Below are 19,271 nucleotides of genomic sequence, written 5' to 3' on the forward strand. Positions count from 1 at the left end.
ATTATACATTTTAATGTTTTTTCTTTCAATTTTTTAAGCTATAATCTAATTATATACTTAGGAGGTAAATGTATGTGGGTCTATGTTTTAATTATTGTTATTCTGGCCGTCGTCATCGCGATCGGTGCGCTGTTATACATGCGCAATGTCAGAAAAGAAGATATCAAAGCACAGCAGGCGAAGCTTGAAGGAGTGCGCAACCTGCCATTTCAGGATGAGCTTGTTAAAGTTAAAGACTACAACCTTCACGGCGAAGCGCAGACCCTCTACAAAAAATGGCAGGCTGGATGGCAGGATGTGCTGAAGACCGACTTGGCGTTTGTAGACACTCAACTTTCTGAGGCAGAACAGGACGCAGAAAAATTCCGCTTCAACGATAGCCGTGAAAAGAGTGACTCTGCGAAAAAGAAGATAGAAGAAGCAGAGGCTGGGTACACGACGCTCACTTCGGAGATCGGAAACTTCTTTGAATCGAATGATATCGGGGAAAGGAAATTCAAAGAAGCTGAAAGGATCTATCGCGAAGCAAAACGTGACGTACTGGCGAACGGCCATCAGTTTGGAGATAGTCAGCCTTCCCTTGAAAAGCTGATCGAAACTTATGAACCTGAACTGAAATCCTATGAGAATCACGTCAACGAGGGGAATTATATTACAGCCAATAAAGAAATTGACGAAGTACACGAAGAGCTCAGCATCCTAAAAAAGAGCATGGATGAAATTCCGGTGATGATCAAGGAAGTTCAGAAGGATCTGCCGCAACAGTTCCAGGAAGTCCGCTTCGGCTGCAGGGATCTCAAGGCGGAAGGATATGACCTGGAACACATAAAGGTGGAAGGGAAGCTGTCGACGCTAAAAGGCAAGCTCAATCTCGTCGAGCCCCTGATATCCCGGTTGGACCTGGATGAAGCGAAGGATATATTGGATGGCATCAATGCTGAACTGGATGACATGCTCGAGCTGGTTGAACATGAAGTCAAATCAAAAACCAAAGTCGATCACGAAAAGGACATCATCACAGACGATCTCTTCCATGCAAAAGATTTGAACTACACATTAAGGACTGAAATCGATTATTTGAAAGAGTACTTCCATATCAATGAAACGGATATGCATAGAGTCCAGAAGTTCGAGCATGAGATTGAAAATATGATTGATGTATACGACGACATCATCTCGGAGACTTCCAAATCCATGGCACGTTTTAGTGAGGTACTGGATAATCTCGAATACATCAAACAGAACATCGGTTCAATCAATGAAGAACAGAACCAGATCCAGCAATATCTCATAAACCTCAGGGAAGATGAGACGGAAGCAAGGGAGAATGCCCTTCTGATCCAAGATCGCAAAGAAGAGATCCACCGGGAACTCTTCGGTTCCAATCTGACAAGTGTTCCGGAAAAATTCCTTGTAATGAAGAATGAATTGGATATTGAAGTTCAGGAAATCCATAAATATTTCAAACGCCGTCCTCTGAATGTCCAGTACATTAAAGATAAGGTCAATAGGGCAGTCATATTGATGAATAAATATGAACAGGAATCCTATGAAGTGCTTCAAAATGCCCGTTTGACCGAGGTTATGGTACAATACGGCAACCGCTACAGGAAAGATGACCCGGATTTCAGTCAGATGCTGAGTGAAGCGGAGCGCCTATTCCGGGAGAACAGGTACAAGCGTGCATTGGATATCGCACGGAATGCACTCGAGAAAGTGGAACCGGGTGCGGCACAACGTATCGAAAAAGAATTTGATGAGCATTAGAATACAGATGACTTGGGATTTATTTCCCGAGTCTCTTTTATGTAGGGGGAGAAATTTGTGGTCTATATGGATAATGCTGCAACGACAAAACCGTACAAGTCTGTCATGGAGACTTATATGAATACTGGTGATGACTATTACTTCAATACCGCCAGCATCCATACGAAAGGCCGTGAAGCGGCGCGGCTATTGGAAGCTGCACGTGCCCAAGTGAAGGGACTGATTGGTCTTGAGGAGTATGACTGTATATTCACCTCAGGTGCGACTGAAAGCAACAACCTTGCCATCCAAGGCATCATTGAAAAAAAGAAAAGGTCTGGCACAACGATACTTGTCAGCGAGATTGAGCATCCAAGCATCATGAATACCCTCGAAGCGATGAAGGAAGAAGTCAGGGTCAAATACATTCGGACCACTGCTGGAGGTATGATAGACCTTGCCCATCTGGAGGAGCTGATTGATGAGGACGTGATTTTTGTAACCATCATGGCCGTCAATAATATAATAGGGAGTGTGCAACCCATACAGGAGGTGGCCAGGCTGCTCGAAGGCCACCCTAAAGCACATTTCCATGTGGATGCCACCCAGGCAGTAGGGAAGATTCAAATGGATTACCGAGGGGTGGACTCAATCAGCTTCAGTAGTCATAAATTCCACGGTATAAAAGGGATCGGCGCCTTACTCTCCAGAGATGGAGGGAAATTATCCCCGATCATTTACGGCGGGGGCCATGAATACGGCAAAAGGAGCGGAACCGTGAACCTTCCTGGAGCAGTTGCGATGGCCAGGGCCATGCGCATATCCGGGGAGGCCATGAAAGAGAATACGGCGCGGCTAAGCCGCTATAATGAACAGGTTCAGGATAAGGTCAGAAATCTTAAATCAATCCATATCCACCCTGGGGGAGTGCCGCACATCTTGAACATTTCTTTTATCGGGGCGCAAGGGGAAGTTGTCGTCAACGCTCTCGGAAAACGCGGCATCATGGTGTCCACGACGAGTGCATGCGCGTCTAAGTTGAGGAAATTGAATGAAACCTTATCGGCAATCGGATCCAGTAAAGAGAAGATAGAAGGCAGCATCCGGATTTCCTTCGGCAATATGACTGCTCAAGCGGAGGTCGACCAGCTGTGTGATGCTTTAGGAGCTGTATATGAAGAAATAAAGGAGGTCCTGGAATGAACTACGATTATATATTGGTCCGTTACGGAGAAATCACGTTAAAGACAAAGAACAGGAAAATGTTCTTGAATGCACTTGAGAGAAGTATTGAAAGGGCCATGGAAGGATATGATGTGGCAATAGATGTGCAAAGAGACCGCGCATATATCCAAATAAAGGATGAGTCACATGAGTTGGTCATGGACGCTCTGGAAAACATAAATGGTATATTGAGTTTTTCCCCAGTCGTCAAAATTGGAACGGATGAAGAGAGCATGCTCAAAACTGCGATTGCTCTTGGGAAGAAGTTCAAGCACGGAGAAACATTTAAAGTTGAAGTAAAACGCGTGGATAAGACGTATCATTTGAACACTTACGATATACAGCTCCTGCTTGGTGGATATATCTTGGAAAATATCGAGGGGATAAGTGTCGACGTCAAGCATCCAGATCATCAACTCAATGTGGAAGTGCGGCCCGAGGCCATTTATATGTACTATGAAGTAAGGCAAGGCGTGGGTGGACTTCCTGCAGGCACTGGAGGGAAAAGCCTCCTCATGTTGTCTGGGGGCATCGATTCCCCTGTTGCTGGATTGGAAGTCATGAAAAAAGGAGTGGAAATTGAAGCAATTCATTTCCACTCCCCACCTTATACAAGCCCTGAAGCAACAAACAAGGTGAAAAAACTCGTGGAAATCATGTCCCGGCGCACCGGCACCGATATAAAACTCCACATAGTACCTTTTACAAAGTTGCAGACTACGATATATGAGTGGATTCCCGACAATTTCAGTATGACGACCACACGGCGCATCATGCTTACGATTGCTGAGGAGCTGGCACGTACCGTCAATGCCCAGGCGGTCATCAACGGCGAGAACCTGGGACAAGTCGCTTCGCAGACACTCCAGAGTATGCATGCCATCAATGCGGTTACCAGTTTCCCGGTTCTGCGTCCGCTTCTGACTCTGGATAAGAACGAAATCGTTGAGAAGGCACGTGCATACGGCACTTATGAGACGTCCATCCTGCCTTATGAAGATTGCTGTACGATATTCAAGCCGAAAGCTCCTAAGACAAGGCCCTCCCTTGAGAAGGTTGAGAAATTCGAATCGAAAGTCGACTTCCGTCCGCTTATTGCAGAAGCGCTTGAAAACGTCGAATGCTTATCTGCTGACGAAGCAGAAGAAAAAGAAGCATTTGCCGGGCTCCTGTAGAAGATATGGCAGAAGTTGATGTATCAGTCATACTGCTTATCATCGTCCTTGGTTTTCTGGCAGCATTCATCGATGCAGTAGTGGGCGGTGGCGGGCTTATCGCCATCCCCGCACTGCTTGCTACAGGCATCAGTCCAGCGACGGCCCTAGGCACCAATAAGCTTGCCTCCTCTTTCGGATCTCTGACCAGTTCCCTGAGGTTCTTAAGGGCACGTCATGTGGACTTTAAGATGGTCATGAAACTGTCCCCGATCAGTTTCATCTTTTCAATTTTAGGGGCACTTACAGCTGTATATACGCCCGGAGAGGTATTGAAACCACTCGTTCTGGCCATGCTGTTCATCGTCCTCATCTATACCCTGTTGAAGAAGGATTGGGGAGAGGTTGAACGTCATGCGGTCTTTACGCCCAGAAAAATAATCCTGCTCATCATTTTTGTAGTGTTGATCGGTTTCTATGACGGCTTCATGGGAGGAGGCACAGGGTCGTTCCTGATGTTTTTGATGCTGTTTACCGGGTTTGACTTTTTAAGGTCGGCCGGCAATGCAAAAGTGTTGAACTTCGCAAGTAACATCGGCGCCCTCATCCTATTTATCGTGATGGGGGAGGTCAATTATACTTATGGTCTGATCATGGGGGCAAGCATGATCCTCGGTTCGTATGCCGGTGCCCATATGGCCATCACTAAAGGCTCTGGGTACGTAAAGGGGTTGTTCATCATAGTGACTGCTGTGCTGATAATCAAAAACTTGTATGATTTTCTCCAAGCCTAAACACAAAGAAACTTCCTCTGATCAGAGGAAGTTTCTTTGTGTTTTGTGCCAGAAAGTATTATCTTTCAGCTTCAACGTCTGAATATGTTTTTTGCTGAGCCTCAATTCAACCTTTTCAGTGTTTTGAACACTTATCGCTTCATTATCAAGCGACATGACAGGGTAGTAGTCGGTATTCTTGTCGATCAGTAGAGTGAGTGGCCGCTGTCTGTTGAGCAGGAAACTCGTTCCCAGAGTCCGATACGTATTATTGTTTACACTGCCGAGTTCGGTGACCTGCATCGATTCAATGAGCGGATCAACCACAGCCCCTCCTACTGATTTGTTGTAGCCTGTCGATCCAGTAGGAGTGGAGACCAAGATGCCATCACCATTAAAGTGTTCAAAGAAGAAGTCACTGATATAAATATCCATCTTCAACGTCTTTACAATGCTCGAGCGCAACGTGAATTCATTCAGGCAATAGCTCGGGCTATTATCGTTTACCTTAACTTCTATTGTGGGATATCTTCTGACATCCATATCATCTTTTTGGAACGCTTCTTCAAGCGCTTGGATGTCCTGGTAATGAAAATCGACATAGAAATGTCTGTTGCTGTCTGCGGCGATTCCGAGATAGACGCAGTCATCCCGGAAATTACTCCGGCGCACAGCTTGTAGGAAGGCGCCGTCACCGCCGATGGAAGCAATGATGTCTGCTTCCTTGTCAGATTCCACGGTCCGAATATCGAGGCGATCGAACAGTTTTGACAAATCTTGCTTTATTTTTTTAGTCTCATCTCCGTGCGGGGCAAAGAAATATATCGTCTTATAGTTGATCAAAGGTTTCACTCCCAGTGGTTGTTTATTATGACTATATGGTATCATAATAGAAGTATACAGCATATTCGGAAAGGAATGTTAAAATGAAACGGATAGTCGCGGTTGTAGTGGCATTGGCCTTGTTTTTCTTTGGTGTAATGGCTTCATTATTCAATGTTTTATGGGCCAGTGACTGGCAGGACACCATCAATGAATACACTAGCAGTGAATTCCCGCCGTCCTTCGTCGTTGAAGAAGGCAACACTAGCAATAAGATTGCCATATTGAACATAGAAGGCACCATTATGGATACGGGTTCACAAGGCGTGTTCAGTTCAGAAGCATATAATCATGAATTGACGATAGAAGCTTTAAAGGAAATCATCAGCAGTGACGATATAAAAGGCATACTACTCAATGTCAATTCACCAGGCGGAGGAGTCTATGAGAGCGCAGAGATACATAAGTATCTGATGGAAGCCAAAGAAGCCGGCAAAACAATCTACAGTTCAATGGGCGGCATGGCAGCTTCTGGTGGCTATTACGTCTCGGCCCCCGCCGATAAGATTTTTGCTTCCGATGAAACGCTCACCGGTTCGATTGGTGTAATCATGCAGAGCATCAATTACAGTCAGCTTGCAGAGGATTATGGAGTAGAGTTTGAAACGTATGCCAGCGGAGATATGAAGGAAATGCTCAGCGGCCATAGAGACCCGAGCAAAGAAGAGCAGGAATACGTACAAAACATGGTCGACAGCATGTACCAGGATTTCGTTGATGTAGTGGCTGAAGGACGGGGCATGGACCAGAAAAGAGTTAAGGAATTGGCCGATGGCCGGATTTATCTTGGCGAAGACGCAATGGATAATGGCCTCGTAGATGAGATGGGTTATCTTGAAGATGCGATGGCATCAATGAAGGAGAGCATTGGAGGAAACCCTCAAATCATCGAATACGGTCAGGGTCAAGGCAATCGACTCTTGCTTAACTATGGAGCTGCCAGTCTGATGGATCGCCTGATGGGGAAAACTGAAATTGCACAGATTGAATCTCTATTAAAAAACAGGCAGGGCATAGAACCTATGTACCTGTATGAGAAGTAGGGGGTATGGATGTGGAACAGATTGTCAGGGATGATTACAGAGAGACGGACACATTGGACGACAAACTGGATTACATGGCCACGGCACATTTTTTCACAAGATTCATCAGTTACCTGATTGATATCATAGTGCTGTGGTCAGTTTCCCAAATGATCATATACCCGATTTTAAACGTGTTTGACATTAGAGACTTCCAAATATGGATTCCGCTGTTCAGTGCAGAAAACATTTTAAACGCAACTATCTATTTCACCTATTTCATTCTTATGACATACTACTTCAGGCAAACGCTCGGCAAAATGATTACAGGCATCAGTGTGGTCTCGGAATTCGGAGAACGCCTCTCATTTGGCCAAGTCATATTCAGAGAACTGATTGGCCGCTATATCAGCAACCAGTTGTTCTATCTCCCATACTTGATTGTACTGTTCACAAAGGATAGAATCGGACTGCACGACTACTTCGCAAATACGCACGTAGTCAAGAACAGCTACCAAGATTATAAAAATATGATTAAAGCACGTTATTTCAGGGAAATATAATAGCATAAGCAATCTACCTAGGAGGATGATTCATCAATGGTTAACGTTACTTTTAAAGGCAATCCAATGACATTGCGCGGTGAGCAGGTAAAGGTTGGAGACCAGGCGCCTGACTTTACCGTACTGAATACAGACCTTGAACAAGTCAGTCTCAATGATTTTAAAGGCAAGAAAAAACTGATCAGTGTAATACCATCGATAGACACTGGTGTGTGCAGCACCCAGACCAAAACATTCAACGAGCAGGCAACAAGCGTCGACAATGCTGCCGTCATCACCATTTCGAATGACCTTCCTTTTGCACAGAAAAGATGGACAGCTGATGAGGGATTGGAAAATGCAGTTACATTGAGTGACCATAGAGATTTATCATTCGGTGAAAATTACGGCGTGGTGATGGAGGAGTTGAGACTTCTTGCACGTAGCGTCTTCGTGCTTGATGAGAACGACAAGATTCAATACGTCGAATATGTTCCCGAAGGAACAGACCACCCTGATTACGACAAAGCGATTGAAGCATTAAAAGCATTGTAATATAATGTAGAAAGCATTTGGACTGCCGATGGCAGTCCATATTTTATTGGGGGATAATATGGAACAGACAAAAATGGAAAAAACATACCATGGGTTGATTCAGGAGACAGACCGCCTGATAGAGAAAGACGAAGCGCTCTCAAGGCTTGAAGCATTGAGCGAAGCGCTTTTGACGGTTGAAGCGGAAGGCAGTATGGACGAGAAGAGGAAAGCATTCCAATTCGCTTATCTGCAACAGGCACAGAAGGAACCTGTTCAACCGAATCATCAGATGACACCAGACAGTCTCGGCTATTTGATATCTCATCTGATACAGCTGTTTAATGACGATTCCATCCGCCTCCTGGACGCCGGTAGTGGAACCGGTCATCTATCAATGACAATGAAGGAACGCATGCCTGAAATTGAATTGAATGGGATAGAAGTTGATCCAGTCCTCGCCCAGCTCAATGCAAATCTATGTGAATTCCTGAAGGTACCAATGAATATCTATCCTCAAGACATCATAGAACCTTCTAGGGCAGGAGAAGTGGATGCAGCAGTCGGTGACCTTCCGGTAGGACATTATCCTCTTAAAGTAGAGGGCTTTACAACAGCTTTTGAAGAAGGTCGGAGCTACGCGCACCTATTGATGCTTGAAAGTGCCATGGCCTATGTGAAAGATGATGGAATTGGAGCATTCATTGTCCCTTCGGATATGCTTGAGAATGATAATGAAACCATCAAGAAGTATCTATCAGAAGAAGCGACATTGTTGATGTTCCTGCATTTGCCGAAAACAATCTTCAAGACTGAGAAGCAACGGAAATCCATCATGGTCATCAAAAAGAAATTCTCTCCACTAAAAAACAACGAAGTGCTGATAGGCGAAGTGCCGGACTTTAAGAATGCCACACAGTTTAAAAACTTTTTGCAGCAGACCGAGTCATGGTATGATAGCTATGTTGGGAATTAAAGAATCAGGAGGGCGTTATGTCAAAGATTATAGCTATTAACGCAGGCAGCTCATCATTTAAATTCCAATTGTTTGAAATGCCTGAAGAAAAAGAGATAGCCAAAGGCCTTGTCGAGAGAATCGGCATGGACAACGGTATATTTTCCATCACAGTGGATGGACACAAAGACACACTGAACCAAAATTTCAGGGACCATGAAGAAGCCGTTCACCTCATGTTGAAGAAACTAGTTGAATATAATGTGCTTAAGGATATAAATGATATAGATGCCAGTGGGCACCGTGTCGTCCATGGTGGCGAAGTTTTCGATGACTCGATTCTGATAGATGATAAAGTCGTTCAAGAGATCCAGGATCTGAGTGAGTTGGCACCGTTGCATAACCCAGCGAACTTGATGGGAATCAACGCGTTCAGGGAACTTCTGCCAGACGTGCCACACGTTGCTGTCTTCGATACATCTTTCCACCAGACCATGCCAGAAAGTTCCTATTTATACAGCTTGCCCTATCACTATTATAAAGATTACGGCATCCGTAAATACGGCTTTCATGGTACAAGCCACAAATATGTAACCAAGCGGGCAAGTGAACTCTTGGACAGACCGCTTGATGAGTTGAGGATAATCAGCTGCCACTTAGGAAATGGTGCCAGCATAGCGGCTGTGAAAGGCGGCGAGTCGATCGATACGTCAATGGGATTCACTCCATTGGCAGGCGTCACCATGGGTACACGCTCAGGTAATATAGATCCGGCGCTCATTCCTTATATAATGGAAAAGACGGGCAAGTCCGCCGCAGAAGTACTCAATGTCTTGAATAAGGAATCAGGTCTACTTGGTGTGAGCGGGTTCTCAAGCGACCTGCGTGATATCGAGAATGAAGCTCAAAAAGGCAATAAGAGGGCAGTCTTGGCACTCGAAGTGTTCGGTGAGAGAATCCACAAATATATGGGCTCCTACGCCACACGCATGGGCGGCCTCGATGCGATCATATTTACAGCAGGCGTTGGAGAAAACTCCGACATTGTGCGTGCAAAAGTACTGGAGAACCTTGAATTCATGGGTGTCTATTTTGATCCGACCATGAATGATGTCCGTGGGGAAGAGAAGTTCCTCAACCACCCATATTCTCCTGTAAAAATAATCGTCATTCCAACAGATGAAGAAGTGATGATTGCACGGGATGTAGCTAGAGTTACGGGCGTATAGAGAAAAGGCTCCTGAAACCAATCGGTTTCAGGAGCCTTTTCTACTTAATTGGGATTACTTGTTTTCATTCATGAATTCTTCAGTTGCAACTACAGGTTCGAAATCATCAGGCAATGTTTCAGTTCTTACAACTAGTACATCACACGGTGCGTGACGAACAATTGCTTCAGACACTGAACCGATGATGAAGCGCTCAACAGCGTTGAGACCTGTAGCACCACACGCAATCAGATCTGCGCCGGTCTTTTTAACAGCCTTTTTAGGGATGATTGACTTTGGTGATCCATAGTCGATTATCTTATCGACTTCGAGTACACCATTCTTCAATGCGAGATCTTCGTAACCATCCAGCAACTTTTGTGCAAAGTCATTGGCACGTTGGGAAATTGTACGGTCGTAAGCTTCTACTGACGCGAAAGAACGGGTGTCGATGACGTTGATGATTGATAGTTTCGAATCATTCCGTTTTGCGATGTCGATTGCTTTATGGAATGCCCATTCCGCTTCTCTCGATCCATCAACCGCGATAAGGATATTTTGATACTTAAGCATTTTGAGAACCCCTTTCGATGTGATATCTTCTTCACATCAATTATATCACATTTTGAATATTTTATATATTTCTACATTGATAAAGTCATATTTACGTCATAACTTTTCAATATCTTTATGATACAATTAATAGGGTGAAACATTCAAAAATGAAAGGGGTTTCTAGAATGATTATTGGTGTTCCTAAAGAGATTAAAAACAACGAAAGTAGAGTTGGTCTGACACCTGGCGGTGTTCACGCCTTCGTCGAAGCAGGACATACAGTCAAGGTGGAGACGAATGCAGGAGGCGGCTCTTATTTCGAGGATGCCGACTACAGCAATGCAGGAGCTGAAATAGTAGACTCTGCAGCAGCTGCTTGGGATGTCGATATGGTGGTCAAAGTCAAAGAACCTTTGGCAGAGGAATTCGATTATTTCAAAGAAGATCTAATCCTATTCACCTACCTCCACTTGGCACCTGAAACAAAACTTACAAAAGCGCTTTTAGATAAAAAAGTAACGGCAATTGCTTATGAAACGATACAACTGCCGGACGGTTCACTGCCGTTGCTTTCCCCTATGAGTGAAGTGGCTGGACGCATGGCGGCTCAAGTCGGTGCAGAGTACCTGCAGAAGATCAAAGGCGGCAAAGGTGTGCTCCTGAGCGGAGTGCCAGGCGTCTCCCGCGGCAAGGTCACCATCATCGGTGGCGGAATGGCTGGAACCAATGCAGCCAAAATGGCAATTGGCCTGGGTGCAGAAGTGACGATTCTAGATCTTAACCCTAAGCGGTTGAGGGAACTCGATGATCTGTTTGGACGCGATGTCCAGACGCTCATGTCTTCTCCATTAAATATCGCGCAGGCAGTGAAGGAAAGTGACCTTGTCATCGGTGCAGTGCTGATACCTGGAGCGCGTGCGCCTCGTCTTGTAAGTGAAGACATGATCAAATCGATGAATGCCGGTTCTGTTATCGTGGACATCGCAATCGACCAGGGTGGTATCTTCGAAACTACAGATAAAGTGACGACACATGATGATCCGATCTACTTCAAGCACGAAGTCGTCCACTATGCAGTTGCGAACATGCCTGGTGCGGTACCGCGTACGTCTACAATCGCTTTGACGAATGCGACTATGGCTTATGGCCTGCAAATAGCGAATAAAGGCTGCAGTAAAGCAGTTGCAGATAACCCGACATTGATTGGTGGATTCAACACGTACGGCGGCCATGTGACTTATAAAGCAGTTGCAGAAGCGCAGGAACTAGAATATAAAGATGTAACAGAATTACTGTAGTAAACCAATATTAAAACCAAAAATCCTCCGCCTTAGAAAATGGCGGAGGATTTTTTCTTACCGTGTCCGGGCAATCTTTATCTTATTATGGATTCAGTCTGCAATGCAGACGACATCAAAAGGGATGGTGTCGACTAAAGCATTCCGCTGGTGTTCATCCTTCACCACGGGAATGATGGCGATCCGTTTCTTTGCATGGATCTTAAGTTTCGCAAGTGGCTGTAATGCAGCAAAGTCATCGATGTCCATGCTCCTCACATCGAACATGATTCCTGAAACATCGGCGTCTACCAGCTCATCCAATAGGCGGCTTTGCAGAAAGGACGGTACACGACTGAAACTCGGCCCTATTATAAGGTGCCGCTCACCCGTCTGTATGGATATTTCATCAAGAAATCTATGATTGATGTGATGATGATCATTTGTAAAGATCTGGTCAGTCACGAAACCATCAGCACCTTCTATCATGCGTATGGTTTCTATGACGAGGTTCTGTAGAAGGAAAGGATCATGTTCATCCATATGGTTCAGTGAAACGAAATATTCTGTTTCCGGATGAAGGGCCTTCTTCATCGGAGGCAATGCGAGATTGGGTATATCAAAATCATCTCTGGCAATGATTTCAGAGAGATGATTTTCAGATAATGCATGGCTGCGTCTAATTGTCTTCATTTGATTCACCTCATGAAAATTGTATCATAAATATGAATGGTTGCCGCGGTTTTAGGGTATAGTGAAAACATATGATATTCATTTAGGAGGTATAGGATTATGGAACTCAGCTATCATGGACATTCGATCATCCAACTTGAGAATGATGGTTCAAAAATGATCGTCGATCCATTCATAAACGGCAATGAATTGACGGACTTGAAAGTCGAAGATGTGAAAGTTGACTATATCGTATTGACCCATGGGCACAATGACCATGTCGGTGATACCGTGGAGATCGCCAAAGCCAATGACGCGACCGTGGTTGCCCCTGTAGAGTTGGCAGATTATCTGTCAGGGCAAGGTGTGGAAGCTATGGGGATGAATATTGGCGGTAAAAATTCATTTGAATTCGGGACAGTCAAATATGTCCATGCATTCCACAGCTCCAGCTTTACAGAGGAAGATGGGAATGCAATATATACAGGGATGCCGACAGGAATCATTATTGAAGCAGGCGGCAAAAAAATCTATCATCTTGGGGATACTGGGATATTCGGTGATATGAAACTCATTACGGAACTCAATGGCCCGTTTGATGTCGCCTTCGTCCCGATCGGCGACCATTTCACAATGGGCATAGATGATGCGTCTTATGCAGTAAATGAATTCATCAAGCCGGACGTCACAGTTCCTGTTCACTACAATACTTTCTCACCAATCAAGCAGGACGCACAGGCATTTGCAGATAAAGTGGAGGGAGACTGCCAGACACTGGAAGCAGGACAAACTGTAAAGTTCAAGGCATAGATTTTAGATGTAATAGGGCATCAGGGGCAGGGTTCTGCCCCTTTTTTTATAAAGCAGGTAGCGGAGGTAAAGAATGTCAAAACATGATGAAATCATAGATTATATATATCGCCTGCCGGAAGGTGCCAAAATTTCCGTGCGGCGAGTATCTGCCCATCTGGGTGTTTCAGACGGCACAAGTTACAGGGCAATTAAAGATGCTGAGAAAGAGGGTCTTGTAAAGACCATAGAGCGTGTAGGCACGATAAGGGTTGCGCCGAAAGAGGAATACATAGAAGGAAAACTTAGTTTTGAACAGGTGAAGCGGGTGATTGAAGGTACTGTCCTGGCTGGTTCAGAAGGGCTTGATGGAGAAATCAGCAGATTCATCATAGGCGCAATGCGTACCGAAGCCCTCGAAACATATCTTGAGGAAGGTGCGCTCCTCATCGTGGGGAATCGTGAAGATGCCCAGCGGAAAGCATTGGAAAACCATTCGGGTATTCTGATTACTGGAGGTTTTGGGGCCGATCCGAAAATATTGGAGCGGGCGGACGCATTCAGTCTCCCTGTCCTGTCGACGACTTCTGACACATTTACTGTTGCGTCGGCAATACAGCGCGAATTGTACAACAGATTCATGACGACCAATGTCATTACTGCTGCCGACCTTCTGGTGCGTCAGGAGGAATATGTGTATGATATTAAAAATGATTTTGGGAAGGACTTTTATCCGGCAGATAAGGTGACGATCATTCTAGAAGAAGGATTCTATCTGGGCCTCATCCGTTCTAAAGATCTCATGAAATTGAGGGAGGATGGACCGGAAGGCTTAGTATTCGATGCCTCAGCAAGACCACAGAGTACAATCCAGCGCCTACGCCAAGCCATGAGTTGGCACCATCTCAACATCATACCGATTATTGACGATGAAGGCAGATGGCTCGGTGTTGTAGATAGGAGGGATGTATTCAAGCAAAGAGAGCTGCAGAAACCTGAAGGGTTGTCCTCAGCAGAACCAGACCTCGGCAGGAATGTGCATATAGATGGTAATAGACTTCATATTAAAGTCATGCCATTCTTGACTGATGAACATGGCAGTATGATACAGTCCGAGTTCATCAGACTTATGGAGCGTCTGATAGATGCGATGCTCAAGGAGAGGAATATAGCCAGTTATCACATAGATACGATGAACATCATGAATATGAAGCTGATGCAATTGAATCAGGAACTTGTGATAGAAGGAGAAGTCCTGGATGCTGGGGAGCAGTTCCTTAGGATGGAAGTCATTACTAGGGCAAATGGAGAGATTCACATGAAAGCGGTGCTGCTGATCCAGCATTATAAAGAAAAATAGACAAGTGAGCTCACTTGTCTATTTTCCATTCTGCCGAGTTTTACGGTTGAACTCCGCCCAAGCCTTCTCCTCTATGGGGAGATTTCCTTTAAAGTACTTTCGGGCAGCATTGAAATGCCATACATTGTAGAGGCCGATGATGATGAACAGACCACCGACTATATATGATACTGCCGACGAAAATTGTATGATTGTATTAAGGCCGAAGACAGCGATCAACAACCCGAGCCAGATTCTCGATATGCTGTTGAAATACGCCTTTCTGACGTCCCGTTCCGTCCTGATTTTCCTGACCTTATAGAGCAGGAACATAAAAAAGCTCAGGAGCAGCAGTGTGACGAGAAAGGATACTGCAATCTGATAGGATGTTTCCATCGTTACAACTCCATTCCAATATGTAGTATAATTTATTATGCGAAACAAGTAAATCAAATAAGGGGAGAATGAGAATTGTTCACAGAATATATAAATGGATACCCGACTCTAAAGGACAACTATAAGGCGTTGATAAACAAGATCAACACCTATGACGAAATCATCATATTGAGGCATGTGAGACCGGACCCTGATGCGATAGGGGCCCAACTTGGATTGAAATCCATCATCCAGCACATGTTTCCAAATAAGAAAGTGGCGGCGCTTGGAGAGACTGAACCATCTCTTTCTTTTCTCGGTGAGATGGATACTGCCGTTACCCTAGATCACCCACTTGTCATTGTAGTGGATACAGCCAATACTGATCGGATTGAGGGAGATGTATCGATGGGTGCTGAAGTGGTCAAGATAGACCATCATCCGAACCACGATCCTTATGGCACGATCAATATCGTTGAAACGGGTGTGTCGTCCACTTCCGAGCTCATCTTTCTGCTGGCATCAGCATGGGGATTCGACAACGACTATATCAATGATGAGTCGGCACGTCTCCTGTTTGCCGGAATCGTTGGTGATACTGGCAGATTTCTCTTCAATAACACTACAGAATTGACCCATAAGGTCGTAGCCGAACTCAAGCGGTTCAAGTTTGAAGCTGCCAAAGATATGAATGAAATGAATAAGCAGAGTCTGGAACAATTCAAGTTCAAAGGTCATCTGATTGATGCATTCAAAATCACCGATAAAGGTGTACTGTCTATTTATATAGATGAGCCTACGTTGGAGAAGTACGGTCTATCAAGTAATGAGGCGAGTATGCATGTCAACATCTATCGTGAAATCGATGAAGCTAAAATATGGTTTATGGCCATCGAGGAAAATGATGAAATCCGCGTAAGGTTACGCGCCAAGGACACTGTCATCAACGATGTGGCAGAACGGTTCGGGGGAGGCGGGCACCCCCTCGCAAGCGGAATTACATTGAAGGATAACGAAGAAGTCCAGGAACTGATCAAAGCGCTGGAGAGTAAACTGTAGAAAGGGTTTTGCCTAATGATCAATTTAAATGTGCATAGCTGCTATGAATTTCTGGACAGCAATATCAAGATCGGCCCGCTTCTTGATAAAATTTCCAGAGATGGACAAAAGGCAGTTGCACTTACTGATTTCAATCGTCTACATGGTGTATATGAGTTCTATACCCATGCGTCGAAGTCTGGCATTAAACCCTTGATCGGGATGGAAGTTTCGGTAGATGATCAGATGTCGGGCATCCCGTTGGTACTCATCGCTAAAGATCTTGGAGGCTATAAGGAACTGATCCGTCTTTCGGCCATGCTTTCCTATAAGAATCTGGAATTTACGCCGGTCCAATACCTCAATAAAAATATCCAGTCGTGTGTAGCGATCGCAAAGAATGAGCAAGGCATCCCACTTTTGGACGGCATGGCCATAAAACCTGGAGATAAGTACATATCCCACCACCTCTCGCACCCGGAGTACGGGACAGTCTTCATCAATCCGGCCCACTACATGGAACCTGAAGATCTGCCGGTAAGGGTTACATTGAATGCGATACGGGATAATGAGAAGCTGGATACGGCCTCCGTGCATGACGCCACGGGCTCCGATCATATCAGAGTGCTCTCGGATCTCACTGAGATTGAAGCTTCCCACCTTAAAAACAATCAACGCCTCGTAGAGAAGTGTAATGTCGAAATACCGAGGACGGAACGGACTTTGCCACATTTCCCCAATCCCCAGAATGAAGATTCAAAATCCTTTCTATGGCAAATGCTGAAACAGCAGCTCGAATCCAAGACGGATGGTGGAAGCGTCTATAGAAAACGGCTCGAGTATGAATATGGTGTAATCGTGGATATGGGATATGAAGATTATTTTTTGATTGTGCAGGATGCAATCAACCATGCAAAACGAAATGGGATTTATGTAGGACCAGGACGGGGATCCTCAAGTGCGAGCCTTGTATCCTATCTGCTGAACATTACTGAAGTCGACCCGCTTCAGTATAACCTGCTATTCGAACGCTTCCTCAACCCTGAACGTGTGACGATGCCTGACATCGATATTGATTTTGAGGATGCCAGACGCGATGAGGTAGTCGATTATCTGATTGAGAAGTACGGTACGATGAATGTGGCGCATATAGTCACATATGGCACGTTGAGTGCCAAGATGGCAGCACGTGATGTTGGCAGGGTACTCGGTTTTAAAGATGATGAACTGAAAATGATTTCAGGACTTATTCCAGAAACCCCTGGGGCAAAACTCCAGGAGGCGTTTCAGAAAGATGCGTTCCGGTCGCTTTCAGAAGCGGATCCCAAGTATGTTACATATGCGAGTCTGTGTAAAAGAATTGAAGGGTTGCCGCGGCATACATCCACCCATGCTGCCGGCATACTGCTCAGTGCGGAACGCCTTACCGAGAACATCCCGGTGACCTTCAGTGACGGACACACATTGAGTCAGTGGACGATGAATGAGGTGGAGCCTTCAGGACTTCTGAAGATAGATGTTCTGGGACTTAGAAATCTGACGTTGTTGAAGTTCATGGTCAATAAAATAGAAAAGTCCGGAATTTCATTCAACTTGGATGAAATTCCGGATGATGATCCAGCAGTCTATCGGTTGCTCGGGAAGGGAATGACCATCGGCATCTTCCAGTTGGAGTCGGATGGCATAAGCAAAGTAATCAGGGAAATGCAGCCTGAAGGATTTCTTGACCTTGTCGCAGTAATCGCTTTGTACCGGCCAGGGCCGATGAAGGAAATCCCGAATTTCATCGCCGGGAAGCAAAAACCAGACGCAGTCAGATATCCGCACGAAGACATTAAAGATATACTCAAAGAGACGTATGGCGTCATCGTCTATCAGGAACAGATCATGCAGATCGCTTCAAGGATCGCAGGCTACAGTTATGCGGAAGCGGATATATTGAGGCGGGCAATGAGTAAAAAGGATAGGGAAACGCTTGAACATGAAAGGGGCCGCTTTGAGAAGGGGGCAGAAAGTAAAGGATACGCAAGCCAGGTGGGCCATCATATTTTCAACCTGATCTTGGAGTTCGCCGACTACGGATTCCCAAAAAGCCACGCGGTGGCATACAGTCGGATATCCTACACCCTTGCCTACATCAAAACCCACTATCCTGAAGTGTTCTATTCCGTCATACTTACCCATCATTTCGGCAATGAGCATAAGGTCAACCAGACCGTAAGTGAAATCAAGCGGCGTAGAATTCCGTTATTTCTTCCGAACATCAACAGCTCCTTATGGAATAACAGAAGCGATGAAGGCATAGAACTCGGTTTCTCGATGATCAAAGGCGTCACTTATCGTCATGCCGAGGCAATTATAAAAGAACGTGAAAACGGCCCGTTCAGCGATATATATGATTTGAAGACTAGGGTACAGGACGTCAATCTGGATAGGAAAGTGCTCACGCGTCTCGTCCAGTCGGGCGCTTTGGATGTTTTTGAGGAGAATAGAAAAACGCTCCTCAATACGCTACCCATGCTTGATGAATTGAATGCTGAAGAATATGCTCATGATTCGTTCCTCAGTACGCTTGGCTTCAATATAAAGAAAGAATACCACCACGCTGCTGAAATGGATGATATGGAAAAGGTCGAAGGGGAGAAGGACGTGTTCGGATTCTACCTCTCTGACCACCCCGTCATAGCACTAAGGAAATCTCTCCAATTCATTCCGTTCAACCTTCTCAATCAAAGTAAGGGGATTTATCTTGTTTTTTTGGACGACATTAAAGTAATCAGGACAAAAAATGGACAGAATATGGCGTTCGTCAAGTTCACCGACGGGCTTCATGAAATGGAAGGAGTCGTTTTTCCAAAGGTCTATTTCAATGTCCATCCGAACTTGACAAGACAGATTGCTGTCGTGGAGGGAAGGGTAGAAACGCGCAGATCACGTCCACAACTCATCGTCGACTCACTAGAAACCGTAGATGCATTCAAAAAGATATACTATGATCGGGCAAAACAGATTGTCATCCGCAATGCCCATGCATACAACCTGACTGGTTTCATGAGTGACTCAGGCATACCGGTCAAAGATTTTGACAAAAAGAAGATAATTGGCAAAATAGGAAAAGAAGGTATTGAAGGTATATTGGAAGCGGTCGAGGCAGCCGACATACGTATATTGAACTAAAGAAGTTGT

At 45.1% G+C, this 19,271-nt stretch carries 18 protein-coding genes; 14 read left to right on the forward strand and 4 right to left on the reverse strand.

Annotated features, from left to right (window positions below):
- Positions 1-72 precede the first annotated feature (72 nt).
- From ABD734_RS06460 to ABD734_RS06475, 4 genes are all read left to right on the forward strand, one after another.
- On the forward strand, positions 73-1,767 hold the full coding sequence (locus ABD734_RS06460) for a septation ring formation regulator EzrA (RefSeq protein WP_344702621.1): 1,695 nt from the start codon (positions 73-75) through the stop codon (positions 1,765-1,767).
- 66 nt (positions 1,768-1,833) lie between these two features.
- On the forward strand, positions 1,834-2,949 hold the full coding sequence (locus tag ABD734_RS06465; protein ID WP_344702814.1) for a cysteine desulfurase family protein: 1,116 nt from the start codon (positions 1,834-1,836) through the stop codon (positions 2,947-2,949).
- Positions 2,946-4,145, forward strand: coding sequence for a tRNA uracil 4-sulfurtransferase ThiI (gene thiI, locus ABD734_RS06470; protein WP_344702623.1), 1,200 nt, complete (start codon positions 2,946-2,948; stop codon positions 4,143-4,145). Before ABD734_RS06465 ends, thiI begins: the two co-directional genes overlap by 4 nt.
- A gap of 5 nt (positions 4,146-4,150) precedes the next feature.
- Positions 4,151-4,918: a TSUP family transporter gene (locus ABD734_RS06475; protein WP_344702625.1), complete on the forward strand. Its 768-nt coding sequence runs from the start codon at positions 4,151-4,153 to the stop codon at positions 4,916-4,918.
- Between the two features lie 21 nt (positions 4,919-4,939).
- Here ABD734_RS06475 and ABD734_RS06480 read toward each other — a convergent pair whose 3' ends face one another.
- Complete coding sequence (locus ABD734_RS06480) at positions 4,940-5,740, reverse strand: NAD kinase (protein WP_344702627.1); 801 nt, start codon at positions 5,738-5,740, stop codon at positions 4,940-4,942.
- Between the two features lie 83 nt (positions 5,741-5,823).
- Between ABD734_RS06480 and sppA the strand changes: the two genes are divergently transcribed.
- Genes sppA through ABD734_RS06505 form a run of 5 tightly spaced genes read left to right on the forward strand, consistent with a single transcriptional unit; the run spans position 5,824 to position 10,061 of the window.
- Positions 5,824-6,822, forward strand: coding sequence for a signal peptide peptidase SppA (gene sppA / locus ABD734_RS06485; protein WP_344702629.1), 999 nt, complete (start codon positions 5,824-5,826; stop codon positions 6,820-6,822).
- Positions 6,823-6,833: 11 nt separating this feature from the next.
- Positions 6,834-7,364 carry an RDD family protein gene (locus ABD734_RS06490; RefSeq protein WP_344702631.1) on the forward strand — a complete coding sequence of 177 codons (531 nt, stop codon included), beginning with the start codon at positions 6,834-6,836 and terminating at the stop codon, positions 7,362-7,364.
- A gap of 36 nt (positions 7,365-7,400) precedes the next feature.
- Positions 7,401-7,898: a thiol peroxidase gene (gene tpx, locus ABD734_RS06495; RefSeq protein WP_344702633.1), complete on the forward strand. Its 498-nt coding sequence runs from the start codon at positions 7,401-7,403 to the stop codon at positions 7,896-7,898.
- A 58-nt stretch (positions 7,899-7,956) separates the two neighbouring features.
- Positions 7,957-8,853 carry a class I SAM-dependent methyltransferase gene (locus ABD734_RS06500; RefSeq protein ID WP_344702635.1) on the forward strand — a complete coding sequence of 299 codons (897 nt, stop codon included), beginning with the start codon at positions 7,957-7,959 and terminating at the stop codon, positions 8,851-8,853.
- Between the two features lie 17 nt (positions 8,854-8,870).
- On the forward strand, positions 8,871-10,061 hold the full coding sequence (locus tag ABD734_RS06505) for an acetate kinase (RefSeq protein ID WP_344702637.1): 1,191 nt from the start codon (positions 8,871-8,873) through the stop codon (positions 10,059-10,061).
- 54 nt (positions 10,062-10,115) lie between these two features.
- Here the strand turns inward: ABD734_RS06505 and ABD734_RS06510 are convergent, their stop codons facing one another.
- Positions 10,116-10,613 (reverse strand): universal stress protein, encoded by a 498-nt coding sequence (locus ABD734_RS06510; RefSeq protein ID WP_344702639.1) that lies wholly within the window; start codon positions 10,611-10,613, stop codon positions 10,116-10,118.
- Between the two features lie 167 nt (positions 10,614-10,780).
- Here ABD734_RS06510 and ald point away from each other — a divergent pair, with 167 nt between their 5' ends.
- On the forward strand, positions 10,781-11,893 hold the full coding sequence (gene ald, locus ABD734_RS06515) for an alanine dehydrogenase (protein ID WP_344702641.1): 1,113 nt from the start codon (positions 10,781-10,783) through the stop codon (positions 11,891-11,893).
- Positions 11,894-11,986: 93 nt separating this feature from the next.
- Here the strand turns inward: ald and ABD734_RS06520 are convergent, their stop codons facing one another.
- Positions 11,987-12,565, reverse strand: coding sequence for a hypothetical protein (locus ABD734_RS06520; protein WP_344702643.1), 579 nt, complete (start codon positions 12,563-12,565; stop codon positions 11,987-11,989).
- 99 nt (positions 12,566-12,664) lie between these two features.
- Between ABD734_RS06520 and ABD734_RS06525 the strand changes: the two genes are divergently transcribed.
- Both ABD734_RS06525 and ABD734_RS06530 read left to right on the forward strand, forming a co-directional pair.
- On the forward strand, positions 12,665-13,354 hold the full coding sequence (locus ABD734_RS06525) for a metal-dependent hydrolase (RefSeq protein WP_344702645.1): 690 nt from the start codon (positions 12,665-12,667) through the stop codon (positions 13,352-13,354).
- 73 nt (positions 13,355-13,427) lie between these two features.
- A complete protein-coding gene (locus tag ABD734_RS06530) occupies positions 13,428-14,693 on the forward strand; it encodes a DRTGG domain-containing protein (protein WP_344702647.1) in 1,266 nt (421 codons plus the stop codon).
- A gap of 18 nt (positions 14,694-14,711) precedes the next feature.
- On the opposite strand, the gene ABD734_RS06535 is transcribed toward ABD734_RS06530, so the two are convergent.
- Entirely contained in the window at positions 14,712-15,068 is a 357-nt protein-coding gene (locus ABD734_RS06535) for a YtpI family protein (protein ID WP_344702649.1), read from the reverse strand.
- Between the two features lie 75 nt (positions 15,069-15,143).
- Here ABD734_RS06535 and ABD734_RS06540 point away from each other — a divergent pair, with 75 nt between their 5' ends.
- Both ABD734_RS06540 and ABD734_RS06545 read left to right on the forward strand, forming a co-directional pair.
- Entirely contained in the window at positions 15,144-16,106 is a 963-nt protein-coding gene (locus ABD734_RS06540; RefSeq protein WP_344702651.1) for a DHH family phosphoesterase, read from the forward strand.
- A 15-nt stretch (positions 16,107-16,121) separates the two neighbouring features.
- A complete protein-coding gene (locus ABD734_RS06545; protein WP_344702653.1) occupies positions 16,122-19,262 on the forward strand; it encodes a DNA polymerase III subunit alpha in 3,141 nt (1,046 codons plus the stop codon).
- Positions 19,263-19,271: the final 9 nt, after the last annotated feature.

The sequence above is a fragment of the Salinicoccus jeotgali genome (genome assembly GCF_039538805.1).
GTDB classification, from domain to species: Bacteria; Bacillota; Bacilli; order Staphylococcales; family Salinicoccaceae; genus Salinicoccus; species Salinicoccus jeotgali.